Here is a 23,752-nt window from a genome sequence, read left to right as displayed (position 1 = left end):
TCCGGCGGCGGACGGCCCCCGGGGGCCGGAGGGCCCACCGTCCTCGCAGCCCTTGAACGCCTCACAGCCCTCGGACGACTCACAGCCCTCCCAGGCCGAGCTGACGATCGGCGGGATGACCTGCGCGTCCTGCGCCGCCCGGGTCGAGAAGAAGCTGAACCGGATGGACGGGGTCACCGCCACCGTCAATTACGCGACCGAGAAGGCCAAGGTCGCCTACGGGCCGGGGACGGCACTCGACGATCTGATCGCGACCGTCGAGCGGACGGGGTACACGGCACGGCCGGTGCCGCGCCGGGCCCCGGAGCCCGAGCCCGTACCCGTACCCGTACCCGACACGAGCCCGGAGCTGCCCGGAGAGACCGGCACGCCGAAGCCATCCGAAAAGTCCCTGGGATCCAAGCCGTCCAAGCCGTCCGACGGGCCCACGCCGTCCAGGGGGTCCAGGCCGTCCATGCCTTCCGAGGCGCCCGAGGCGTCCGCGTCGTCCCAGGAGCCCGACCCCGCCACGGACGCGCTGCGGCAGCGGCTGGTCGTGTCGGCGGTGCTGGCGGCGCCCGTCGTGGCGCTCGCGATGATCCCGGCGCTCCAGTTCGACTTCTGGCAGTGGCTCTCGCTCACGCTGGCCGCGCCCGTCGTGGTCTGGGGCGGACTGCCGTTCCACCGGGCGACCTGGACCAATCTGCGGCACGGCGCAGCCACGATGGACACGCTGGTGTCGGTCGGGACGCTCGCCGCGTTCGGCTGGTCACTGTGGGCGCTGTTCCTCGGGGACGCCGGGATGCCGGGGATGCGGCACGGATTCGACATCACCGTCTCCCGCACGGACGGGGCCTCCACCATCTATCTGGAGGTCGCGGCGGGCGTCATCACCTTCCTCCTGCTGGGCCGCTATCTGGAGGCCCGGTCCAAGCGGAAGGCCGGGGCCGCACTGCGGGCCCTGATGCGCCTGGGCGCCCGGGACGTGGTGGTCCTGCGCGACGGGGCGGAGGTCCGCGTGCCGGTCGGCCGGCTCGTCGTGGGCGACCGCTTCGTCGTCCGCCCCGGCGAGAAGATCGCCACGGACGGCACGGTCGTGGAGGGCAGTTCGGCGGTGGACACGTCGATGCTGACCGGCGAGTCCGTGCCGGTGGACGTGGCGGCGGGCGACTCGGTCACCGGCGCCACGGTGAACGTCTCGGGCCGGCTCGTCGTGGAGGCGACCCGGGTCGGCGCCGACACCCAGCTCGCCCGGATGGCCAAGCTCGTGGAGGACGCGCAGAACGGCAAGGCGTCCGCGCAGCGGCTGGCCGACCGGATCTCGGCGGTCTTCGTCCCCGTGGTCCTGCTGATCGCCCTGGTGACGCTGGTCGTGTGGTTGCTGGTCACGGACGACGTGACGGCCGCGTTCACCGCGGCCGTGGCCGTCCTGATCATCGCCTGCCCGTGTGCTCTGGGCCTCGCCACCCCGACCGCCCTCATGGTCGGCACCGGACGCGGCGCCCAGCTCGGCATCCTCATCAAGGGCCCCGAAGTCCTGGAGACCACCCGGCGCGTCGACACCATCGTCCTCGACAAGACCGGCACCGTCACCACCGGCCGCATGACCCTCCAGACCGTCCACACCACCCCCGGCACCACCGAAACCGACGTCCTCCGCCTCGCCGGAGCCCTCGAACACGCCTCCGAACACCCCATCGCCCAAGCCGTCGCCACCGGAGCCGTCGAACGCACCGGGGCCCCGCTCCCCACCCCCGAGGACTTCACGAACGTCCCCGGTCTTGGCGTGCGGGGCATCGTCGAGGGCCACGCCGTCCTCGTCGGCCGCCCCCGGCTGCTCAGCGACGCCGCGATCGCCCTGCCGGGCCCGCTCGCCGCCGCCCTGGAGGACGCCGAGGCGCAGGGGCGTACGGCGGTCGCGGTCGCCTGGGACGGCGAGGCGCGCGGGATCGTCGCGGTCGCGGACGCGGTCAAGGAGTCCAGCGCGGCGGCCGTCGCCGAACTGCGCGCCCTGGGGCTCACGCCGATCCTGCTGACCGGGGACAACCAGGCGGTCGCCGAGTCCGTCGCCGCCCAGGTCGGCATCGACCGCATCCGCGCCGAGGTCCTGCCCGAGGAGAAGGCCCACGTCATCCGGGATCTCCAGGCCGAGGGCCGCTCGGTGGCCATGGTCGGGGACGGGGTGAACGACGCGGCGGCGCTCGCCACCGCCGACCTGGGCCTGGCCATGGGCACCGGCACCGACGCCGCGATCCAGGCGAGCGATCTGACCCTGGTTCGTGGAGATCTCAAGGTGACGGGTGAGGCGATCCGACTCTCCCGGCGCACCCTGAGCACCATCAGAGGCAACCTTTTCTGGGCATTCGCCTATAACCTCGCCGCCCTACCCCTTGCGGCATTTGGGCTGCTCAACCCTATGATTGCGGGAGCGGCGATGGCCTTCTCATCGGTCCTCGTCGTGACCAACAGCCTGCGCCTGCGGTCCTTCACGTAACGTCCACAATGAGACCCAGATCACACCGGTTTCGGGGTAACCATTCGGTGGGTTCGCGAGTCTAAGAGTGCGATGCCGAAAGGATGTCTTGGGGGACGTCCGGAGGAGGGTCTTGGGGGACGCTCCTGGCAAGCGTTGGCCGGGGCACGTGCACCGGGGAGCTTTGAGCGGCCCTCCCGTACGTACGTACCCCGGCAGACCGCAGTAGCACGAGGAACAGCGCAGTACGCAGTACGCACAACAGCAGCACCGAGGAACACCCAGGAGCTTCGGCTCCCGACGAACGCCCGGCCGGATCCCGTGGGGGGAATCCGCTCCGGGACATGGGAAGCGCCTCGCTGTCGGCCCGTGGGGGGATCGATGGCGGGGCGCTTCTCTCTTTCCTCGGGAGCGCTCCCCCGCCCGTATGCCTCCGGGGCCCGCCCGCCCGGCTAGGCAACCCGGCGAGGCCGCCGGACAAGCAAATCGCCCCGGACACCGCGCTCTGTACGGAAGCGCGGTGGTCAGGGGCGAAGGCGGCCGGCCGGTGGGGCCGGGGGTGGTGCTACGAGGCTCAGCGGGCCTCGACCGGGACGAAGTCGCGCAGGACCTCGCCGGTGTAGATCTGGCGCGGGCGGCCGATGCGGGAACCCGGCTCCTTGATCATCTCGTGCCACTGGGCGATCCAGCCCGGGAGGCGGCCGAGGGCGAAGAGCACGGTGAACATCTCGGTCGGGAAGCCCATCGCGCGGTAGATGAGGCCCGTGTAGAAGTCCACGTTCGGGTAGAGGTTGCGCGAGACGAAGTACTCGTCGGAGAGCGCGTGCTCCTCCAGCTTGAGCGCGATGTCCAGCAGCTCGTCGGACTTGCCGAGGGCGGACAGCACATCGTGGGCCGCGGCCTTGATGATCTTGGCACGGGGGTCGAAGGACTTGTACACCCGGTGGCCGAAGCCCATCAGGCGGACGCCGTCCTCCTTGTTCTTCACCTTGCGGATGAAGGAGTCGACATCGCCGCCGTTGGCCTGGATGCCTTCCAGCATCTCCAGCACGGACTGGTTGGCGCCGCCGTGCAGGGGGCCCCACAGCGCCGAGATGCCGGCGGAGATGGAGGCGAACATGTTGGCCTGCGAGGAGCCGACCAGACGCACGGTGGAGGTCGAACAGTTCTGCTCGTGGTCCGCGTGCAGGATGAGCAGCTTGTCCAGGGCGGAGACGACGACCGGGTCCAGCTCGTACTCCTGGGCGGGGACCGAGAAGGTCATCCGCAGGAAGTTCTCGACGTAGCCGAGGTCGTTGCGCGGGTAGACGAACGGGTGACCGATCGACTTCTTGTACGCGTACGCGGCGATCGTCGGGAGCTTGGCGAGCAGCCGGATCGTGGAGAGGTGGCGCTGCTCCTCGTCGAACGGGTTGTGGCTGTCCTGGTAGAACGTGGACAGCGCGCTGACGACCGAGGACAGCATGGCCATCGGGTGGGCGTCGCGCGGGAAGCCGTCGAAGAAGCGCTTGACGTCCTCGTGCAGCAGCGTGTGCTGGGTGATCTCGTTCTTGAAGGTCGCCAGCTCGTCGACCTTGGGAAGCTCGCCGTTGATGAGCGTGTACGCCACTTCGAGGAACGTCGAACGCTCGGCGAGCTGCTCGATCGGGTACCCGCGGTAGCGCAGGATGCCCTGCTCGCCGTCCAGGTAGGTGATGGCCGATTTATAGGCAGCGGTGTTGCCGTAGCCGCTGTCCAGCGTCACCAGGCCGGTGTTCGCCCGGAGCTTCCCGATGTCGAAGCCCTTGTCGCCGACGGTGCTGTCGATCACCGGGTAGGTGTACTCGCCATCGCCGTACCGGAGTACTACAGCGTTGTTGGTGTGCTCGCTCACGTCATCCCTCACCGACGTAGTGCCTCTTCTTCGAGGTTCCCTGACTGTCTCCACCCTCCCCCATTTGGCTCAGGAGAGTGCACTCGGGGTCGTCCATTGGACCTACTCGCGGCACTGAGTGCCGCGAACTTATTCATCCTGCCCCCTTGACTGCGGTTGCGGAAGACCTCCGTGATGTTTCCCACCGATTTGATCGATCATTTTTACCGAGAGTCCTCCTTCCGGCCCCCCGCGCAGCCGGAAATCGAGCGCGCTACAGCGTCTGCCTGCGGAAACCGTGCGGACGGCCTGGCCGATCGCCTGCCGCGAGCCGACCAGGACGACGAGCTTCTTGGCCCGGGTGACGGCCGTGTAGAGCAGGTTGCGCTGGAGCATCATCCAGGCACTCTTGGTGACCGGAACGACGACCGCCGGGTACTCGCTGCCCTGGGAGCGGTGGATCGTCATGGCGTACGCGTGGGACAGTTCGTCCAGCTCGTCGAAGTCGTAGCCGATCTCCTCGTCCTCGTCGGTGAGGACCGTCAGCCGCTGTTCGTCCTGGTCGAGGGCGGTGACGACGCCGACCGTCCCGTTGAAGACGCCGTTCTCGCCCTTGTCGTAGTTGTTGCGGATCTGGGTGACCTTGTCACCGACGCGGAAGACCCGGCCGCCGAACCGCTTCTCGGGGAGCCCGGGGCGGCCGGGGGTGATGGCCTGCTGGAGCAGCCCGTTGAGATGACCGGCCCCGGCCGGCCCCCGGTGCATCGGCGCGAGGACCTGCACGTCGCGGCGCGGGTCGAGCCCGAACTTGGCCGGAATCCGGCGGGCCGCGACGTCCACGGCGAGCACCCCGGCGTCCTCCGTCTCGTCCGCGACGAAGAGGAAGAAGTCCTTAAGCCCCTCGGTAAGAGGTGTTTTGCCCGCATTGATCCGGTGGGCGTTGGTGACCACGCCGGACTGCTGGGCCTGGCGGAAGATGGTGGTCAGCCGGACCGAGGGGACCGGCCCGCCCTCGGCGAGCAGATCGCGCAGCACCTCGCCCGCGCCGACGGACGGCAGTTGGTCCACGTCCCCGACGAGCAGCAGATGGGCACCGGGTGCCACGGCCTTGACGAGTTTGTTGGCGAGCAGCAGATCGAGCATGGACGCCTCGTCCACGACGACGAGGTCCGCGTCGAGCGGCCGGTCCCGGTCGTACGCGGCGTCGCCGCCCGGCTTCAGCTCCAGCAGCCGGTGCACGGTGGACGCCTCGGCCCCGGTCAGTTCGGAGAGCCGCTTGGCCGCCCGCCCGGTGGGGGCGGCCAGCACCACCTTCGCCTGTTTGGCGCGGGCCAGCTCCACGATCGAGCGGACCGTGAACGACTTCCCGCAGCCGGGTCCGCCGGTCAGCACCGCCACCTTCCGGGTGAGCGCGAGCCGCACCGCGGCCTCCTGCTCCGGCGCCAGATCGGCCCCGGTCCGCCCCGCGAGCCACCGCAGCGCCCGGGTCCAGTCCACGTCCGCGAAGGCCGGCAGCCGCTCCTCCGGCGTCCGCAGCAGCCGCCGCACCTGAGCGGCGAGCGAGATCTCGGCCCGGTGGAACGGCACCAGATACACCGCCGTCACCGGCTCGCCGCCCTCCGGCGAGGGCACCTTCTCCCGGACCACCCCCTCCGGGTCCTCCGCCAGCTCCGCCAGGCACTCGATGACGAGTCCGGTGTCCACCTGGAGCAGCTTCACCCCGTCCGCGATCAGCCGCTCCTCGGGCAGGAAGCAGTGCCCCTGGTCACTGGACTGCGACAGCGCGTACTGCAGGCCCGCCTTGACCCGCTCCGGGCTGTCGTGCGGAATCCCGACGGCCTGGGCGATCCGGTCGGCGGTCAGGAAGCCGATGCCCCAGACGTCGGCCGCCAGCCGGTAGGGCTGGTTCTTCACGACGGAGATCGAGGCGTCCTCGTACTTCTTGTAGATGCGGACCGCGATCGACGTCGACACCCCGACGCTCTGGAGGAAGACCATCACCTCCTTGATCGCCTTCTGCTCCTCCCAGGCGACGGCGATCATCTTCGTCCGCTTCGGCCCCAGCCCCGGAACCTCCACCAGCCGCTTCGGCTCCCGCTCGATGATGTCGAGGGTGTCCACCCCGAAGTGCGTGGTGATCCGGTCCGCCATGACCGGCCCGATGCCCTTGATCAGCCCGGAGCCGAGGTAGCGGCGGATGCCCTGGATGGTGGCCGGGAGAATCGTCGTGTAGTTCTCGACGGTGAACTGCTTCCCGTACTGCGGATGCGAGCCCCACCGCCCCTCCATCCGCAGCGACTCCCCCGGCTGCGCCCCCAGCAGCGACCCCACCACGGTCAGCAGATCCCCGCTCCCCCGCCCGGTGTCGACCCGCGCGACCGTGTAGCCGTTCTCCTCGTTGGCGTACGTGATCCGTTCGAGCACGCCTTCGAGGACGGCGAGGTGCGGGGAGGTGGCGGAGGGGGAGGCGGAGGAAGCGGGCGGCGTGGTGGACGCGGTGGACATGGGGCGACGGTATCGGGCCGGGGTGACAGCGCAGGGGGCGATCTGGGAGGGCGCTCGGCCGGCTGAACCTGCGGCACGACCGTAACACCTGGTGTTACGGTCGTGCCATGGCAACGGAACGCTTCTCCGTCAGCATGTCGGGCGACCTGCGCAACCGCGTCAAGGAGCATGCCGCGGACGCCGGTCTCGACGTATCCACCTACCTCTCGATCGCCGTGCAGGAGCAGATGGACCGGCAGGACCGTGTCCGACGAGTATTCAAGTCGTTCGAAGAGGCCAGGGCTCAGGCCGAGCGACAGGCGGGCACGGGCACGTGGGCAGGGGACGAGGTCGAGCCGACCGATGAGGAGCGGGCGGAGATCGAGGCGATTCTCGGCCGGACCCCGCGTGACGAGGCCGCCGCGTGAGCGTGGTCGTCTACGACACGGACATGCTCCTGGCGCTGGTGGATCAGGACCGGCGGGCGCATGTCCTGCACAAAGGCTTCATGACGGCGGGTGGCCATCAGCCGCTGATCCCCGGCTCCGCTCTCGCTCAGGCATGGCGGACGAGCCCGAAGACCGCGTACGCGTGGAAGCGCCTCCTCGCCGACACGGTCGTGTATCCCGCCGCCCGGAACCGCCCGCCGACGGATCAAGTGACCCGCTGCCTTGCCTGTGCGGGCGGAATGACCGTGGACCACTGGAAGACCGTGGGTGACATGATCGGCGCGGCCTCGCTGCCCCCCAAGAAACGTCCCGACCCGGTGGACGCCCTGGCCGTCTTCGTCGCAGCCGCTCACGGCGGCGGCACCGTTCTGACCTCCGACCCCGCCGACATCGAGGCGTACGCCGCCACGGTGCCGGGAGCCGGCGTGTCGGCCGTGGCCGTCTGACGGATGAGCGCCCACATCACTTGTCGCAAGGGAAATGCGGTGCTCATGTCGGAGCAGGACGTCGCCTCCTGGCAGGAGACGATCTACCTGGTGCGCTCGCCGGCCAATGCCCGTCGGCTCCTGGAGTCCCTCGCAGAGGTCGAAGGAGGCCGGACGGAGCACCACGAACCGGTGGCCCTGCCGGACGGCGAGGATGCCGAGGACGGCGAATAGAACTCAGGGCGGCCCGGTACCCACTACAACTGACCGCGCCGCACGGCACGGCACGCTCAGCCCGCGACCGCCGTCAGGCTGCGGCTGTGCTTCGGGGTTTCGGCCTCGTCGATCAGGGCGACGGCGAGATCCGCGTACGAGAAGGACTCGGCGTCCGGGAGCAGTTCATGGCCGCCCGTCCGGTAGTGGCCGGTGCGCTCCGCCTCGTCGTCCAGGACGACGGGCGGCGGGGCGAGGACCAGCCAGTCGATGTCCGTACCGGAGGCGCGCAGGACGTCCAGTTCGGCCGCGTGGCCGAGGGAGAAGGTACGGGCGTCCGCCGGGAAGCCCGGGGTGTCGTGCAGCATGACGCCCGGCGCCGCCTCCAGCGTCGTCCCGATCCCGACCAGCACCAGCCGGGCCACGCCCGCCCGCTCGAGCCCGGCCAGCAGCGCGTGCGCCGCGCCCGCGAAGAACTCCGTCGACGGCACGTCCACCCGGCCCGCCGCGTGCACCGCCGCGTCGTGCCCGGCCGCCACCGCCGCCACGCTCTCCGCGTCGGTGACGTCCCCGGCGACCACGTCCACCCCGTCCCCGGCGAGCCCCGGATACGCGGCCGGGTCCCGTACCACCGCCGTCACCCGGTGCCCGCGACCCACGGCCTCCGCGACCGCCCGCCGCCCCGCGCGCCCGCCCGCTCCGAACACCACGATCCTGCTCATGGGGTACCCCCTCCACCAGGGCCCGCGATCCCCGCGGGCCGATGGCGCGACGGTAAGACGGCACCCCATGGTTTCGGCAACGATAGTGGCGTCCACCAGGGCGGTTCCGTACGCTCGACGGTGTGAGCGAACCCCTGGACGCCGAGATGTTCACCGGCTGCGACCACACCGAATCGCCGTTCCGCCTCGGCGGCAAATGGACCGCGAAGATCGTCCGCTGCCTGGAGGACGGCCCCCGCCGCTTCTCCGAACTCGCGGTCCCCCTGCGCGGCATCACGCCCAAGGTGCTGACGGAGACGCTGCGTTCGATGGAGCGGGACGGCCTCCTCACCCGTACCGTCGGCCCCGGCACCCCGCCCCGCGTCGACTACGACCTCACCCCGCTCGGCCGCTCCCTCCTCGCCCCCATGGCCGCCTGCTGCGCCTGGGCCGCCGCGCACCTCCCCGAGGTCGAGGGCGCCCGCGAGGCGTACGAGGACGCCGCCGCCGGTTCAGCCCTCCACTGACGCCCCCGCCCCGTCCGGCACCACGGCCCCACCCCCCAGCCGCGACCCCCGGCTCTCCGCGACCCGCTTCACATCCGCCAGCGACTCCTTCAACCGGCACGCCAGGAAGTGCAGTTCCGCCTCCGTGACCTTCCGGTCCGCCAGCAGGTCCGCCGCATGCCGCAGCAGCTCCCCCGCCATCCCGAGCTGCACGCTCTCCACCCCGTCGGCCATCCGCGACACGTACCCGTCACCGTCCCCGAGCACGTAGCACGGCTTCCCGTCCTGCCCCTCCCACGGCAGCAGCCTCATCTCCTGGCTCTCGTACGTCATGCCCTCGCCCGCTTCCCGTTCGGCCCCCGCAGCGGGGGCACAGCTTTCTGTAGTGATTCCCTCACAGAGTGCGGTCGGCCGTCGCTACGCTGCCAGGGGGGCGGGGATGACAGCACGGGCGTCAGGACCCGTCGGAACGGGGAGTTGGGCACCATGGGAACGAAGCGAACGCCGCGCAGCCCTCGGCAGAAGTACGGCGAGGAGTTGCGGCTGCGCCGCATCGCGGCCGGGCTGACGCAGGAGGTTCTGAGCGAGCAGGTGGTCTGCTCGCCCACGTTGATCAGCCACTGGGAGGCGGGGCGGCGGCTCCCCAAACCGGATGACGCACAGCGGATTGACCGGGCGTTGGGGACTGACGGGTTCTTTGTCAGGTGGCTGGAGGACCTGGACACGGTGTTCGCGCGATACTTCGCGACCGTCGCGGACTTGGAGTCCGAGGCGACGGAGATCCGCCTGTACGGTGCCGCGCTCGTTCCGGGATTGCTCCAGACCAGCGCGTATTCACGGGCGGTGTTCAAGGCGTATCGGCCGAACTACACCGCAGAAGAGCTTGACGAGTTCGTAGTCAGTCGCGGGCGACGAGGCCTCATCCTTGACCGGCCGCATGTCCCAACGGCCTGGGTTCTGCTCGATGAGGCCGCTCTCAGGCGGCGGATCGGTGGACCAGCGGTGATGGCGGAGCAACTGCACAAGATCGCTGACATGACGGAGGCCGGACGCCTGCGGATGCATGTACTGCCCCTCGTGGCCGGGGCGCACGCACTCCTGGAAGGCATGGTCTACCTCCTGACCTTCGCGGACGGCGCCCCCCTTGCCTACGCGGAGGGCCTTCATACCGGAAACCTGATGGATGATCCGGCAACAGTTGCTGCCTGCCACACGTCCTATAACCTCGCCCTCAGCAACGCCGCTTCGCTCGACGAATCGGTAGCACTGGTCAGGGCTATCGCGAAGGAACACGAATCATGCTCAACGCCGGGGACGTCATCGTCGACAGCACCGCGCTGACCGGCTGGTTCAAGTCCAGCTACAGCGGCGGAAACAACGGCGAATGCCTGGAGGTCGCCGCAGGCCACCCCGTCGTCCCCGTCCGCGACAGCAAGGCCGCCGCCGGGCCGGTCATCGTGTTCTCCGCCGCAGGGTGGACGTCGTTCGTCAGCGCGATCAAGGACACCCGTCAGCCCCGCTTGTAGAAGTACCCGTCCCCGGCGGCGGGGCCGACGTTGTGCTGGATGCCGCTGCCGTTGAGGGTGAAGTAGGACGCTTCGATGGTGGACGAGCAGGGGCCGGGGGTGCCGCTCGCGAGGTCGGCGGAGCTGACGTTGATGCGGCTGCCGCCGTTGGCCCGGGAGACGACGCGGCCGACGTAGACGCAGTCGGTGAAGGAGATCTCCGAGAGGCGGACCGTGCCGTTGGAGGAGATGACGACGGTGGCGGGCTGGTTGATGTTGTAGGTCTCGCCGTACTTCCAGGTGCCGACGAAGGACGCGGGGACGGTGCTGCTGCTGCCGCCGCCGGAGCCGCCGTCCGTGGAGCCGGAGCCCGAACCGCTGCCGCCGGTGGTCGTGGTGGTGCCGGGCTTGGTGGTGCCGCCGCTGGTGCCGCCGGTACCGCCGCCGCCTGTGGTCGTGGTGGAGCCGGTGGTGCCTCCGCCGCCGGACGTCGTCCCTCGGGAGGGGGTGCCGCCGCCGTCGGGGGTGGTGGTGTCGGTGGTGTCCTTGCCGTCCTCGGCGCCCTCCTTGGTCCGGTCGGCCTGGGGGCTCTTGTCGCCCTTCGGGGAGGCGGTGCCGGTGGCCGGCGGGGGTGAGGACGGGGTGCCGGGGGTGACGCTCGCCGTGGCGGAGGGCGGGGAGGTGTGGGCTCCGGTGTCCGTGTCGTGGCTGAAGGGCTGGAGGACGGCCAGGGTGCCGCCGCCTCCGCCCAGGACGATGATCACGGGGAGGGCCACGAACAAGCGGCGGCGGCGCTTCTCGGCGGCGGGCTTCGGCTTCGGCGGGTCCGGGTGGGTGGAGGCGGCCGGCCGCGCCGGGACCGGCTCCGGCACGGGGGCCGGGTCCGGGGCGGCGGGCGGCGCCTCCGTCGGGGTCCGTCCCGGGCGGCCCAGCGGCAGCGTGCCCCGGTCGGTCTCCTCGCGTACGGGCGCGGCCTCGGCGTCGAGGAGGCGGGCGGACTGGCGGGCGAGGTGGCCGACGACCTCGGCGGGGAGCCAGGCGGGGGTGCCGGCGGCGGGTTCCAGGCCGGCCAGCAGGGCGTCCACCGTGGGGCGGGCGGTGGCGGACTTCGTCAGGAGGCGGGTGATGAGGGTGCGCAGGGCGGGGTCGTCGATGCCGTCGAGTTCGGGCTCGGCCTCGACGATCTGGTACATCACGGCGTGCTGATTGCTGACCCCGTTGGCGAAGGGAAGGCGTCCGGTGGCCGCGTACGTGAGGACGCAGCCGAGGGTGAAGACGTCGCTGGCCGGGCCAGCCTCCTGCCCCCGGATCTGCTCCGGGGCCATGAAACCGGGGGTGCCGATCACCATGCCCGTACTGGTCAGGGACTCGACGGCCGTCTCGACGGCGCGGGCGATCCCGAAGTCGATGACCTTCGGGCCGTCGACCGTGACCATGACGTTCGACGGCTTGAGGTCGCGGTGGACGATGCCCGCCGCGTGGATGTCACCCAGCGCGCGCAGCAGTCCGTCGGCCAGGGCGAGGACGGTGGCGGGCGGGAGCGGGCCGTGGCCCCGGACGATCTGTTCGAGGGAGAGCCCGGGGACGTACCCGGTGGCCACCCAGGGGAACTCCTCGTCGGGCGCGGCGTCCAGGACGGGTGCCGTGAACCGGGCGCCGACCCGGCGGGCCGCGTCGACCTCCCGCCGGAAGCGGGCGCGGAACTGCGGATCGGCCACGTGTTCCGCGTGGACGACCTTCACCGCCACCGTCCGGCCGCCCTCGGAGCGGGCGAGGTAGACCCGGCCCATGCCGCCCGCGCCGAGCCGGCCGAGCAGCAGATAGGGGCCGATGCGGACCGGATCGGCGGAGGTGAGGGGCTTGATGCCGCCGATCTCGCCCCCGGAGTCTCCGGCGTCCCGGCTGCCCCCGTTGCCCCCGGCGTCCCCGTTGCCGCCGTCGTGCACGCTGGTCATGGTCGAGCGCTCCCCGTAAGTCCGGCCCTCCGCACCACCGAAGAGCAGCCGTCGCCCGAACGTGACTGATTCACAGGCGACTTGATGCAACAGGCGATCAGTCTGGTGCACATGGCTCACCGGGTGGAACCACTTCGGGCCGTCTCCGTCCGGCTGATGCCGGGCTGTTACACGTACGCGGGGCGGCCGTTGACGCCCGGCGGCGACCGCTGTGCGGGCGGGGTGCCGCTCGGTGCCGGGGCCTGGAGCGCTGTCGTCCGCGCGTCGTGCGCCTGTACGGTGTGCGTTCCGTGAAGCCCCCCGAAAGGTGCTGCGTGTGTTCCGCTCCCGTGTCCTCCCCCTCCCCCTCGTCGCGCTCGCCGCGGCCGCCTTCACCCTGACCGGCTGCTCGTCGGACGACGGGGGCTCCGGAAAGGACGCCGCGTCCGACGGTGCGGGCAAGGGCGCTGCCAGCGCCCCGGCCGAGGCCGGGCAGGACGATGCGAAGGACTCCGGTTCCGATGTCGGTGAGACGGGGTCGAGCAAGGGCTCCGCGCGCCTCACGTACAGCGGGGGCGCCAGCGGCGAGGCATCCATCGCGGAGGTGACCTGCGCGGTGCTGGCCGGAAAGCTGGCCGCCGTCAACGCACCCGACAACTCCGGGAGTTCCGACCCGGCCAAGCCGTCCTTCACCGCCGTCCTGAGCGACGGAAAGGCGATGACCACGCTGGTCACGCAGGACGGCACGACCTATCTGGCCACCTCCGCGCCCGGCATCACCAGCAAGAAGAACGGCAGCACCTGGGAGGTCACCGTCGCCGGGCTGAAGCTCGGGCCGGCCGAGATGAAGGGCGACGAGATCACCGTCGAGGGCAGCATCACCTGCGGCTCCGTCGCCGGAATGTAGTCCGGGCGGGGGCCGTCACAGCCCGGACCTGACGGGACGGGGCGCCGTCACAGCCCGGACCTGACGGGACGGGGCGCCGCCACGGCCCGGACCTGACGTCAGGGCCGTGGCAGCCCCCTCCCCCCGGGACCCGGACCGCACAGCCGGGCCCCCGGGGAACCGCGACCCGACCGCGCGGCCGGTCCCCGGGGCGGGAACCGCTGTCAGCAGGCGTGCTCGGCGTACCGGGCCGCCACCTCCGCCAGGACCTCCGCGCCGTCACGCGCCCACAGGTCCTCGTTGAAGATCTCCACCTCGATGGGGCCGTCGAAGCCCGCCGCCTCCACCGCCCGGCGGAAGAAGCGGAAGTCCACGCTGCCGTCGCCGAGCTGGCCGCGTCCGAGCAGGACGCCCGCCGGGAGCGGGGTGATCCAGTCCGCGAGCTGGAAGGAGTGGATGCGTCCGCCCGCACCGGCCCGCGCGATCTGGGCGGGGGCCTGGTCGTCCCACCACAGGTGGTAGGTGTCCACGACCACGCCCACCCGGTCGGCCGGGAAGCGCTCCGCGAGGTCCAGGGCCTGGGAGAGCGTCGAGACCACGCAGCGGTCCGAGGCGAACATCGGGTGCAGCGGCTCGATGGCCAGGCGCACCCCGCGCTCGGCCGCGTAGGGGGCCAGTTCGGCAAGCGCGTCCGCGATGCGCTCGCGGGCCGCGTACAGGTCCTTGTCGCCCTCGGGAAGGCCGCCGGAGACGAGGACCAGGGTGTCCGTGCCGACGCCCGCCGCCTCGTCGATCGCGGCGCGGTTGTCGTCCAGGGCGGTGGCGCGCGCGGCCGGGTCGGCGGCGGTCAGGAAGCCGCCCCGGCACAGGCTGGTGACGGACAGGCCGTGGTCGGCGAGGAGGGCGGCGGTGCGCTCGACGCCGTACTCCCGCACCGGGGCCCGCCACAGGCCGACCTTGTCGATCCCCGCCTTCGCACAGCCCTCGGCCAGCTCCGGCAGCGACCACTGCTTGATGGTCTCCTGGTTGATCGAGAGACGGCCGTCGCTCATCGGACGCCCCCGTTCACCGCGAGGAGGGCGCGCATGCGGGACTCGGCCAGCTCCGGATCGGGGAACAGGCCCAGTCGGTCGGCGAGTTCGTACGCCGTCGCCAGGTGCGGCAGCGAACGGGCCGACTGGAGGCCCCCGACCATCGTGAAGTGGTCCTGGTGGCCGGCCAGCCAGGCCAGGAACACCACGCCCGTCTTGTAGTAGCGGGTCGGCGCCTGGAACAGGTGGCGCGACAACTCGACCGTGGGATCGAGGAGTTCGCGGAACGCCTTGGTGTCCCCGGTGTCCAGGACCCGCACCGCGTGCGCGGCCAGCGGGCCCAGCGGGTCGAAGATGCCGAGCAGCGCGTGGCTGAAGCCCCGGTCGTCGCCCGCGATCAGCTCCGGGTAGTTGAAGTCGTCGCCCGTGTAGCAGCGGACCCCGGAGGGCAGCCGGCGGCGGACGTCGATCTCGCGCTCCGCGTCCAGCAGCGACATCTTGATGCCGTCCACCTTGTCGGGGTGCTCGGCGATGACCTGGAGGAAGGTGTCGGTGGCCGCGTCCAGGTCGGCGGAGCCCCAGTACCCCTCCAGCGCGGGGTCGAACATCGGGCCGAGCCAGTGCAGGACGACCGGTTCGGACGCCTGGCGCAGCAGGTGGGCGTACGTCTCCAGATAGTCCTGCGGGCCGCGCGCGACGGCGGCGAGGGCGCGGGAGGCCATCAGGATGGCCTGGGCCCCGCTCTCCTCGACGTGTGCCAACTGCTCCTCGTACGCGGCGCGGACCTCCGCGAGCGTGGCCGGTCCGGCCGGGAGCTGGTCGGTGCCGACGCCGCAGGCGATCCGGCCGCCGACGGCCCTGGCCTCGGCGGCCGAGCGGCGGATCAGCTCGGCGGCACCGGCCCAGTCCAGGCCCATGCCACGCTGGGCGGTGTCCATGGCCTCCGCGACGCCCAGGCCGTGCGACCAGAGGTGGCGGCGGAAGGCCAGGGTGGCGCCCCAGTCGACGGCGGCCGGCGAGTCGGGGCAGACGTCGGCGTACGGATCGGCCACGACATGGGCGGCGGAGAAGACCGTCCGGGAGGCGAGCGGCGCCCCGCCGGGGGCCAGGTCGAGCGGGGTGGTGCGGGGCTCGTACGGGCCCTGCGGGAGGTGGATGGTCACGGCGAGAGCTCCAGGGGTCCGAGCGGAAGGCGGCCGGTCACAGCGACAGCTCGGGGACGTCCAGGCGGCGGCCCTCCGCGTGGGACTTCAGGCCCAGCTCCGCGAGCTGGACGCCCCGGGCGCCCGCCATCAGGTCCCAGGTGTAGGGCTCGTCGAGCACGACGTGGCGCAGGAACAGCTCCCACTGGGCCTTGAAGCCGTTGTCGAAGGCCGCGTTGTCGGGGACCTCCTGCCACTGGTCGCGGAAGGACTCGGTGACCGGGAGGTCCGGGTTCCAGACCGGCTTGGGGGTCGCCGAGCGGTGCTGGACGCGGCAGTTGCGCAGGCCCGCGACGGCGGAGCCGTGGGTGCCGTCGACCTGGAACTCGACCAGCTCGTCGCGGTTGACCCGCACCGCCCAGGAGGAGTTGATCTGGGCGACCGCGCCGCCCTCCAGCTGGAAGATCCCGTAGGCGGCGTCGTCGGCCGTCGCGGCGTACGGCTTGCCGTGCTCGTCGCGGCGCTCGGGGATGTGCGTCTGGACGTGCGCCTGGACGGTGGTGACCCGGCCGAACAGCTCGTGGAGCACGTACTCCCAGTGCGGGAACATGTCCACGACGATGCCGCCGCCGTCCTCCGCGCGGTAGTTCCACGAGGGGCGCTGGGCCTCCTGCCAGTCTCCCTCGAAGACCCAGTAGCCGAACTCGCCCCGGACGGACAGGATCTCGCCGAAGAAGCCGCCGTCGATCAGCCGCTTCAGCTTCAGCAGGCCCGGCAGGAAGATCTTGTCCTGGACGACGCCGTGCTTGACGCCGGCGTCCCGGGCGAGGCGGGCCAGCTCCAGGGCGCCCTCGACGTCGGTGGCGGTCGGCTTCTCGGTGTAGATGTGCTTGCCGGCCGCGACGGCCTTCTTGATCGCCTCGACCCGGGCCGAGGTCACCTGGGCGTCGAAGTAGATGTCGACGGTGTCGTCGGCGAGGACCGCGTCCAGGTCGGTCGACCACTCGGTCAGCCCGTGCCGGGCGGCCAGTTCCTCCAGCGCGTGGGCGCGGCGGCCGACGAGGACCGGCTCGGGCCACAGCACGTTGCCGTCGCCGAGATCGAGGCCCCCCTGCTCGCGGATCGCGAGGACCGAGCGCAGCAGGTGCTGCCGGTAACCCATGCGCCCCGTGACGCCGTTCATGGCGATGCGCACTGTCCTGCGTGTCACGAAAGTTCCTCCATACAGCCGTAGCAAGCGCTTTCTATGCGGTATGACGCTAGCCTGCCGACAGCGGCCCGGACAAGAGGGGGCGCGCTGATCGGTCCGGCCCCGCCCCCTCACCACTCCTCGGAGGAATGCGATGACAGTCACCCTGGCGGACGTGGCGGCCCGCGCCCGGGTGTCCCCCGCCACCGTCTCCCGCGTGCTGAACGGCAACTACCCGGTGGCCGCGTCCACCAGGGAGCGGGTGCTGCGGGCGGTGGACGATCTGGACTACGTGCTCAACGGACCCGCCAGTTCGCTGGCCGCGTCCACCTCGGACCTGATCGGCATCCTGGTCAACGACATCGCCGACCCGTTCTTCGGGATCATGGCGGGCGCGGCCCAGACGGAGATCGGAGGTCCGGGCGACGGTTCGGGCCGGGCGGGCGGCGAGAAGCTGGCCATCGTCTGCAACACCGGGGGCACCCCGGAGCGCGAACTGACCTATCTGACCCTGCTCCAGCGCCAGCGCGCCGCCGCCGTCGTCCTCACCGGCGGCGCGGTCGAGGACCCGGCCCACCAGGCCGCCGTTTCCGCGAAGCTGGCGAAGCTCGCGGACGCGGGGACCCGGGTCGTCCTGTGCGGGCGCCCGCCGCTGGCCGACAACTCCTCGGTGCTGGCCGCGCTGGCCTTCGACAACCGGGGCGGCGGCCGGCGCCTCACGGAGCATCTGCTCTCGCTGGGCCACCGCACGATCGGCTATGTCGCGGGCCCCGTCGAGCGCACCACCACCCGCCACCGCCTGGAGGGCCACCGGGAGGCCCTGGCGGCGGCCGGGCTCTACGGGGACGGCTCGGCGGTCACCGGGCCCGGCGGCGACGGCTCGGCCGGGGACGGCCCCGCGGTGCGGCGGTACGGGGACGGCACGGCCGGGGACGGCCATCCGGCGGGCCCGGACGAGGACCGGCTGACCGTGCACGGTTCGTACGACCGGCGTTCCGGCTACGAGGCCACCGTCGAACTCCTGCGCCGCGAACCCGAGATCACCGCCGTCGTCGCCGCCAACGACACCGTGGCGCTCGGCGCGGCGGCGGCCATCCGCGACCAGGGCCTGCGCATCCCGGAGGACGTCTCGGTGGCGGGCTTCGACGACCTCCCGTTCTCCGTGGACGCCGTCCCCGCCCTGACGACCGTGCGCCTGCCCCTCGTCGAGGCGGGCGCGCGGGCGGGCCGCCTCGCCACCGGCAAGGAGGCCCCGCCGCCGGGCGGCATCGCGACGATCGCGGCCGAACTGATGGTCCGGGGGTCGACGGCGGCGCCCCGGCGGTGAGGCGGGCGCGGGGCGGTGTCCACCCCTGGGCGGTGCCCCTGAGCGGTGCCCAGGAATCGGCTTCTAGGCTGCCGCCCCTACCGACGGAAGGAACACGCACGTGAAGCTCGCTTTCTCCACCCTCGGGGTGCCGGGGCTGCCCATCGCCGACGTCGTCCGGCTCGCCGCCGGGCACGGCTACCAGGGGGTGGAGCTGCGCGCCCACCCCGAGGAGGCGGTGCACCCGGGGAGCACGGCGGACGAACGGGCCGCCGCGGTGGCCGAGTTCACCCGGGGCGGGGTCGAGATCCTGACGGTGGCGGGGTATGCGCGGGTCGCCGCCGAGGGCGAGGACGTCCCCGTGCTGGAGGAGATCGCGGCCCTGGCCCGGCTGGCCCACGACCTCGGCGCGCCTCACGTCCGGGTCTTCCCGGGCGGCGGCGGTCAGGACCCGGCCACCGCCGACGCGACCGCCGTCCGCCGGCTCGCCGCCGCCGCGCCGTACGCGGCGGAGCTGGGGGTGCGCCTGCTGCTGGAGACCCACGACTCGCACCGCGCGGGGGCCGACGCGGCCCGGGTGGCCGAGGCGGTGGGCCATGACGCCGTCGGCGCGCTCTGGGACGTCATGCACACCTGGCTCGCGGGTGAGGACCCGGCGGCCAGCCACGCTGCGCTCGCCCCGTACCTGGGATACGTCCAGGTCAAGGACATCGCCTCGGCCGAGGACACCACCCCGGTGGCGCTCGGCGCGGGGGTGCTGCCGCTGGCGGACTGTCTGGCCACGCCGGTCTCGGACGGCTGGGTCTGCTGGGAGTACGAGAAGCGCTGGCACCCGGGGGCGGCGGAGCTGCCGGAGCTGCTGGGCGCCGGGCGGGACCATCTGCTGGGGCTGGTGGCGGGGGCGCGGTAGGGGGCCGGGGCGGGGCTCACCGCGTACGGCCGCCTCCTCGGGGGGCCCGGCGGCCCGTGCACGGCTGCCTTCTCGGGGGGGGGCAGGCGCCCCGCGTAACGGGCTCCCGGCCCCGTCCGTCACGCCTCCACCGGCTCCTGTGCCGGCTCCGGCTTCGGTGCCGGCTTCGGTGCTGGCTTCGGTGCCGGGGTCGCCGTCCGCCGCGTCCCGGGGAGCGAGGTGAGGGCCACGCCACCGACCAGGAGGGCCGCCGCGCACCAGCGCAACGGGCTCACCGGCTCACCGAGGAGCAGGGCGGCGGAGGACATGCCGAAGACCGGGACGAGGAGGGTGAACGGGGCGACGGAGGAGGCCGGGTAGCGGCTGAGCAGGAAGCCCCAGGCGCCGAAGCCGAAGACCGTGACGATCCAGGCGACGTACACGATGATGCCGACGCCGCTCCAGTCGAGCGCGGCCAGCGCCGCCCGGTCGCGGCCCCAGCCCTCGAAGAGGAGGGAGAGGCCGAGCAGCGGCAGGACGGGCACGGTCGAGACCCAGACCATGAAGTTGAGGGAGTCGGCCGGGGCGGCCCTGCGGGTCAGCACGTTCGACACGCCCCAGCAGGCCGCGGCGGCGATCACCAGGACGAAGGCGAGCACGGGCCCGCTCGCCCCCTCGTCGACGGCGGCGACCCCGATCCCGGCCACGGCCACCGCCATGCCGGTCAGTTTCACCCGGCCGGGGCGCTCGCCCAGCGCGACGGCGGCGAACAGGGCGGTGAAGACGGCCTGGCCCTGGAGCACGAGCGAGGAGAGCCCGGCGCCCATCCCCCGGTCCATGCCGATGAACAGCAGCCCGAACTTGGCCACGCCGAGGGCCAGTCCGACGCCCACGATCCACTTCCACGCCACCGTGGGCCGGCCGACGAAGAAGACCGCGGGCAGGGCCGCGACCAGGAAGCGCAGGGCGGAGAAGAGCAGCGGCGGGAAGTGGTCGAGGCCGACCTCGATGACGACGAAGTTGACACCCCAGAGGGCGGCCACGAGCGCGGCCAGGGCGATGTGGAGAGGACGCATGCCCCGAGCATCGCCCGGCCCGACCGTGTAGCACCAGCACGGATTCCTTCATGGTGGAATTGAGCGTTCCTAATGAATTGAGTGTTTCTCATGCATCGCCGCGCCGGACCGCCCCCGGTCCGGCGCGGCGGGACCCCGGAGGCCCAGGTGCTCGATCTCGCCCGGCTGCGCGCCCTGCATGCCGTCTCCGTCCACGGCTCGGTCGCGGGGGCCGCCGCGGCCCTCGGCTACACCCCGTCGGCCGTCTCCCAGCAGATCACCAAGCTGGAGCGGGAGACCCGGACCACCCTGCTGGAGCGGCGCGGCCGGGGGGTGGCGCTGACCGAGGAGGCGGTCCATCTCGCCGCCACCGCGCAGCGGTTGCTGGCCATCGTGGAGCAGGCCGAGACCACGCTGGAGGAGCGCCGGGGGGTGCCGACGGGGCGGCTGTCGATCGGGGCGTTCGCCTCGGCGGCGCGCGGGCTGCTGCCCGGGGTGCTCGCGGAGCTGGCACGGGCCCATCCGGACCTGGACGTCCGGCTGACCGAGGTCGATCCGCACCTCTCGGTGGACCTGGTGGCCAAGGGCGTGATCGACCTCGCCGTGGCGCACGACTGGGACATCGCGCCGCTGCCCGCGCCGGAGGGCGTGGCGCAGGCGGTGATCGGTGACGACCTGTGCGATCTGCTCGTCCCGGCCGGTCACCGGCTGGCGGGCCGGGACGGGGTGCGGCGCGAGGAGCTGGCGCGGGAGCGGTGGATCTGCCAGCCCCCCGGCACGGTCTGCCACGACTGGCTCGTACGGACGCTGCGGGCCGCCGGGTACGAACCGGACATCCGCCACCAGGCCGAGGAGAACCACACGCAGCTCGCCCTCCTGGCCGCCGGTCTCGGCGTCGCCATGATCCCCCGGCTGGGACGCGGCCCCCTCCCGGAGGGCGTAGTGGCCGTCCGCATGGACCCCGTCCCGCAGCGCCGCCTCTACGCCCTGTGGCGCACCGAGGCGGCCCGCCGCCCGGCGATCACGGCGGCGGTCGCCGCGCTCCAGGACCGGGGCGCCGGGGTGGGCCTGCGCCCGGCCGGGACGGCGTGACGGGTCTCCTCAAGCCTGCCCCCGCCCCAGGAGGCGTGACGGGTCGGCGCGGTCCCGTCGGATCACTCCAGGCCCCCTGAGGCCGCCCAGGGACAGAGGTCCAGGAAGCGCTGGGCGTTTGCGGCGGCGTACCCGCGCAGCACGTACCGCTCCGCGAGGTCCGCGGCCCAGGGGGCGACGTCCTCCCGCTCCACCGGGTGCCGGGGCGGCTTGCGACCGTCCATCCCCCAGGCATCCGCCAGTTCGCGCACCGCCGGGGGCAGGAGCGGCTTTTCGCCCTCCTGGGGTTCCCGGCCTCCGACCGGCCGCCCGGCCGCGTGCGACGCGTACGCGTCGAGCGCCGCCTCCAAGGCATCCATCGGATCGGCACCGGCCATATTCGTACGCTAGTGCAAACAACCGGCGCTCCGCCAGGAGTTCCGGGCCCCGTACCGGACGCGCGGAAACGGCTCGCACTCTTGACCGGAAGTTATTTTCTGGATATCCGTGCTCCTTGGAAGTTTCTTTCACCACCCCCTCGTCACCGAGTACGGCCGAAGGAGCTCACGTGCACGACCGCACCTCCCGACGGACCCTTCTCACCGCCACCGCGGCCACCGCCGTCGCGGCGGCCGCGGGCATGGCGACCGCCCCCGGGGCCCTCGCCGCCCAGAAGTCCGCGCCCACCAGCCACACCTCCGCCGCCACCACCCGGCGGCTGAAGCGGCTCATCTCCCGGATGAGCCTGGAGGAGAAGGTCGGCCAGCTCTTCGTCATGCGGGTCTACGGGCACTCCGCCACCGACCCGGACCAGGCGGACGTCGACGCCAACCTCGCGGAGATCGGGGTGCGCAACGCGGCGGAGATGATCGCCAAGTACCACGTGGGCGGCATCATCTACTTCGCCTGGGCGCACAACACCCGCGATCCGCAGCAGATCGCCGAACTGTCCAACGGCATCCAGCGGGCGGGGCTCGCCGGACCGAACCCGGTGCCGCTGCTCATCTCCACCGACCAGGAGCACGGGATCGTCTGCCGGGTCGGCGAGCCGGCCACGCTGATGCCGGGCGCGATGGCGCTGGGCGCGGGCGGATCGCGGTCCGACGCGCGCCGGGCCGGGCAGATCGCGGGGGCGGAGCTGGCCGCCATCGGCATCCGGCAGAACTACGCCCCGGACGCGGACGTCAACGTCAACCCGGCGAACCCGGTGATCGGCGTCCGGTCGTTCGGCTCCGACCCGCAGTCCGTGGCGGGGATGGTCGCCGCGCAGGTGAAGGGGTACCAGAGCGCCGGGATCGCCTCCACGGCCAAGCACTTCCCGGGCCACGGGGACACCAGCACCGACAGCCACACCGGCCTTCCGGTGATCGGCCACACCCGGGCGCAGTGGGCCGAGCTGGACGCACCGCCGTTCAAGGCGGCCATCGCCGCGGGCATCGACTCGATCATGACCGCGCACATCGTGGTGCCCGCGCTCGACCCGGCCGAGGACCCGGCGACGCTGTCGAAGCCGATCCTCACCGGCATCCTCCGCGAGGAGCTGGGCTACGACGGCGTCGTGGTCACCGACTCACTGGGCATGGAGGGCGTGCGGACCAAGTACGGCGACGACCGGGTGCCGGTGCTCGCGCTCCAGGCGGGCGTCGACCAGCTGCTCAACCCGCCGCGCCTGGACGTGTCCTGGAACGCGCTGCTGGCGGCCGTCAAGAGCGGTGAGGTCAGCGAGGCCCGCCTCGATGAATCGATCCTGCGCATCCTGCGGCTGAAGGCGAAGCTGGGACTGTTCGACGACCCGTACGTCAGCGCGCGGGGCGTGGACCGCACGGTCGGCACCCCGGCGCACCTCGCCGCCGCCGACCGGATCGCCGAGCGGACCACGACCCTGCTGGCCAACCCGGGCGCGGTGCTGCCGCTGTCGCGCCGCTCGCACAAGAACCTGCTCGTCGTGGGCGCCGACCCGGCCTCGCCCTCGGGGACGACGGGCCCGCCGACGACCACGCTGGCCCAGGCGTTCAACGAGCTGGGTCACACGGCCACGGCGCTGTCCACCGGCACCGCGCCGAGCCGGGCGTCCATCGACGCGGCGGTGGCCGCCGCGGCCGGCAAGGACGCGGTGGTGGTGGGGACGTACAACGTCACGGCCGCCAGCTCGCAGCGCACCCTGGTGCGCGAGCTGTCCGCGACCGGGGTTCCCGTCATCACGATCGCGATCCGCAACCCGTACGACATCGCCCAGTTGGAGGGGACCGGGTACGCCGCCAACCTCGCCGCGTACTCCTGGACCGATGTCGAACTGCGCGCGGCGGCCCGGGTGATCGCCGGACGGGCGAGGCCGCAGGGGAAGCTCCCGGTGCCGGTGCAGCGGGCCGACGACCCGTCGACGGTGCTGTTCCCGGTCGGGTACGGCCTCTCGTACTAGCCGGGCACGGGTCCCGTCCGGGAGGGACACCGCCTCCCGGACGGGGCGGGCGCGGGCTCCCTCATAGGAGGGTCACGGGCTCGTTCCGTACGGAAGCCGGGGAACGACCGGGCGGGCGGCCGCGTGTGCGACCGCCCGCCCGGTTCCCGGTCGCGCCGTCCCCCGTCGGCACGTCCGGCCCTCCCCCGGTTCCCCCGTTCCCCCGGTGGTCCCCGTCCCTCCCCGAGGGGGACCACCGCAACC

Annotated in this window: 21 protein-coding genes and 1 pseudogene; 12 read left to right on the top strand and 10 right to left on the bottom strand. The window is 72.4% G+C overall.

Annotation, left to right across the window (positions count from 1 at the left end; genetic code table 11):
• Positions 1-115: 115 nt before the first annotated feature.
• Positions 116-2,473, top strand: coding sequence for a heavy metal translocating P-type ATPase (locus ACWCXC_RS12800; RefSeq protein ID WP_450888628.1), 2,358 nt, complete (start codon positions 116-118; stop codon positions 2,471-2,473).
• 553 nt (positions 2,474-3,026) lie between these two features.
• Here ACWCXC_RS12800 and ACWCXC_RS12795 read toward each other — a convergent pair.
• Together ACWCXC_RS12795 and recD2 are read right to left on the bottom strand one after the other, a co-directional pair.
• A complete protein-coding gene (locus ACWCXC_RS12795; RefSeq protein ID WP_383640265.1) occupies positions 3,027-4,325 on the bottom strand; it encodes a citrate synthase in 1,299 nt (432 codons plus the stop codon).
• A 129-nt stretch (positions 4,326-4,454) separates the two neighbouring features.
• Positions 4,455-6,809 (bottom strand): SF1B family DNA helicase RecD2, encoded by a 2,355-nt coding sequence (recD2, locus tag ACWCXC_RS12790; protein ID WP_450888560.1) that lies wholly within the window; start codon positions 6,807-6,809, stop codon positions 4,455-4,457.
• Between the two features lie 107 nt (positions 6,810-6,916).
• On the opposite strand from recD2, the gene ACWCXC_RS12785 reads away from it, so the two are divergent.
• The 3 genes and pseudogenes from ACWCXC_RS12785 to ACWCXC_RS12775 form a co-directional block, all read left to right on the top strand.
• Positions 6,917-7,216: a hypothetical protein gene (locus tag ACWCXC_RS12785; RefSeq protein WP_450888558.1), complete on the top strand. Its 300-nt coding sequence runs from the start codon at positions 6,917-6,919 to the stop codon at positions 7,214-7,216.
• Positions 7,213-7,683, top strand: coding sequence for a hypothetical protein (locus ACWCXC_RS12780; RefSeq protein ID WP_450888556.1), 471 nt, complete (start codon positions 7,213-7,215; stop codon positions 7,681-7,683). The genes ACWCXC_RS12785 and ACWCXC_RS12780 overlap by 4 nt, the downstream gene beginning before the upstream one ends.
• A gap of 12 nt (positions 7,684-7,695) precedes the next feature.
• Positions 7,696-7,896: pseudogene (locus ACWCXC_RS12775) on the top strand (type II toxin-antitoxin system Phd/YefM family antitoxin); the annotation flags it as partial.
• 56 nt (positions 7,897-7,952) lie between these two features.
• On the opposite strand, the gene ACWCXC_RS12770 reads toward ACWCXC_RS12775, so the two are convergent.
• A complete protein-coding gene (locus ACWCXC_RS12770) occupies positions 7,953-8,597 on the bottom strand; it encodes an NAD(P)-dependent oxidoreductase (RefSeq protein WP_450680557.1) in 645 nt (214 codons plus the stop codon).
• Between the two features lie 146 nt (positions 8,598-8,743).
• Between ACWCXC_RS12770 and ACWCXC_RS12765 the strand changes: the two genes are divergently transcribed.
• Entirely contained in the window at positions 8,744-9,103 is a 360-nt protein-coding gene (locus ACWCXC_RS12765; protein ID WP_450888626.1) for a winged helix-turn-helix transcriptional regulator, read from the top strand.
• Here the strand turns inward: ACWCXC_RS12765 and ACWCXC_RS12760 are convergent.
• Entirely contained in the window at positions 9,089-9,415 is a 327-nt protein-coding gene (locus ACWCXC_RS12760; RefSeq protein ID WP_450888554.1) for a hypothetical protein, read from the bottom strand. The genes ACWCXC_RS12765 and ACWCXC_RS12760 overlap by 15 nt on opposite strands.
• A gap of 153 nt (positions 9,416-9,568) precedes the next feature.
• On the opposite strand from ACWCXC_RS12760, the gene ACWCXC_RS12755 reads away from it, so the two are divergent.
• On the top strand, positions 9,569-10,423 hold the full coding sequence (locus tag ACWCXC_RS12755; protein WP_450888552.1) for a helix-turn-helix domain-containing protein: 855 nt from the start codon (positions 9,569-9,571) through the stop codon (positions 10,421-10,423).
• Positions 10,381-10,608, top strand: a complete 228-nt coding sequence (locus tag ACWCXC_RS12750) for a DUF397 domain-containing protein (RefSeq protein ID WP_450888550.1) — start codon at positions 10,381-10,383, stop codon at positions 10,606-10,608. Before ACWCXC_RS12755 ends, ACWCXC_RS12750 begins: the two co-directional genes overlap by 43 nt.
• On the opposite strand, the gene ACWCXC_RS12745 is transcribed toward ACWCXC_RS12750, so the two are convergent.
• Positions 10,593-12,542: a serine/threonine-protein kinase gene (locus tag ACWCXC_RS12745; RefSeq protein ID WP_450888548.1), complete on the bottom strand. Its 1,950-nt coding sequence runs from the start codon at positions 12,540-12,542 to the stop codon at positions 10,593-10,595. The two genes, ACWCXC_RS12750 and ACWCXC_RS12745, sit on opposite strands and share 16 nt — an antisense overlap.
• Before the next feature lie 316 nt (positions 12,543-12,858).
• On the opposite strand from ACWCXC_RS12745, the gene ACWCXC_RS12740 reads away from it, so the two are divergent.
• The gene (locus ACWCXC_RS12740) at positions 12,859-13,428 is read left to right on the top strand and encodes a hypothetical protein (RefSeq protein WP_450680563.1); all 570 of its coding nucleotides are present in this window, start codon (positions 12,859-12,861) and stop codon (positions 13,426-13,428) included.
• Positions 13,429-13,631: 203 nt separating this feature from the next.
• On the opposite strand, the gene ACWCXC_RS12735 is transcribed toward ACWCXC_RS12740, so the two are convergent.
• From ACWCXC_RS12735 to ACWCXC_RS12725, 3 genes are read right to left on the bottom strand one after another with little or no spacing between them, the layout of a single operon-like run.
• A complete protein-coding gene (locus ACWCXC_RS12735) occupies positions 13,632-14,459 on the bottom strand; it encodes a sugar phosphate isomerase/epimerase family protein (protein ID WP_450680564.1) in 828 nt (275 codons plus the stop codon).
• The gene (locus ACWCXC_RS12730; RefSeq protein WP_450888545.1) at positions 14,456-15,601 is read right to left on the bottom strand and encodes a dihydrodipicolinate synthase family protein; all 1,146 of its coding nucleotides are present in this window, start codon (positions 15,599-15,601) and stop codon (positions 14,456-14,458) included. The genes ACWCXC_RS12735 and ACWCXC_RS12730 overlap by 4 nt, the downstream gene beginning before the upstream one ends.
• 37 nt (positions 15,602-15,638) lie before the next feature.
• The gene (locus ACWCXC_RS12725; RefSeq protein ID WP_450680566.1) at positions 15,639-16,790 is read right to left on the bottom strand and encodes a Gfo/Idh/MocA family protein; all 1,152 of its coding nucleotides are present in this window, start codon (positions 16,788-16,790) and stop codon (positions 15,639-15,641) included.
• A 133-nt stretch (positions 16,791-16,923) separates the two neighbouring features.
• Between ACWCXC_RS12725 and ACWCXC_RS12720 the strand changes: the two genes are divergently transcribed.
• Positions 16,924-18,096, top strand: a complete 1,173-nt coding sequence (locus tag ACWCXC_RS12720) for a LacI family DNA-binding transcriptional regulator (RefSeq protein ID WP_450680567.1) — start codon at positions 16,924-16,926, stop codon at positions 18,094-18,096.
• Positions 18,097-18,196: 100 nt separating this feature from the next.
• Positions 18,197-18,985 carry a sugar phosphate isomerase/epimerase family protein gene (locus tag ACWCXC_RS12715; protein ID WP_450888542.1) on the top strand — a complete coding sequence of 263 codons (789 nt, stop codon included), beginning with the start codon at positions 18,197-18,199 and terminating at the stop codon, positions 18,983-18,985.
• Between the two features lie 119 nt (positions 18,986-19,104).
• On the opposite strand, the gene ACWCXC_RS12710 is transcribed toward ACWCXC_RS12715, so the two are convergent.
• Positions 19,105-20,040 (bottom strand): EamA family transporter, encoded by a 936-nt coding sequence (locus ACWCXC_RS12710; protein WP_450888540.1) that lies wholly within the window; start codon positions 20,038-20,040, stop codon positions 19,105-19,107.
• A 147-nt stretch (positions 20,041-20,187) separates the two neighbouring features.
• Here ACWCXC_RS12710 and ACWCXC_RS12705 point away from each other — a divergent pair, with 147 nt between their 5' ends.
• The gene (locus ACWCXC_RS12705; RefSeq protein WP_450680656.1) at positions 20,188-21,111 is read left to right on the top strand and encodes a LysR family transcriptional regulator; all 924 of its coding nucleotides are present in this window, start codon (positions 20,188-20,190) and stop codon (positions 21,109-21,111) included.
• Between the two features lie 62 nt (positions 21,112-21,173).
• Here the strand turns inward: ACWCXC_RS12705 and ACWCXC_RS12700 are convergent, their stop codons facing one another.
• Positions 21,174-21,488, bottom strand: coding sequence for a hypothetical protein (locus ACWCXC_RS12700; protein ID WP_450888538.1), 315 nt, complete (start codon positions 21,486-21,488; stop codon positions 21,174-21,176).
• Positions 21,489-21,658: 170 nt separating this feature from the next.
• Between ACWCXC_RS12700 and ACWCXC_RS12695 the strand changes: the two genes are divergently transcribed.
• Positions 21,659-23,509 carry a glycoside hydrolase family 3 protein gene (locus ACWCXC_RS12695; protein ID WP_450888536.1) on the top strand — a complete coding sequence of 617 codons (1,851 nt, stop codon included), beginning with the start codon at positions 21,659-21,661 and terminating at the stop codon, positions 23,507-23,509.
• Positions 23,510-23,752: the final 243 nt, after the last annotated feature.

It is taken from the genome of Streptomyces sp. NPDC001515, from assembly GCF_053597115.1.
This window is presented reverse-complemented; position numbering and strand designations above follow the sequence as displayed.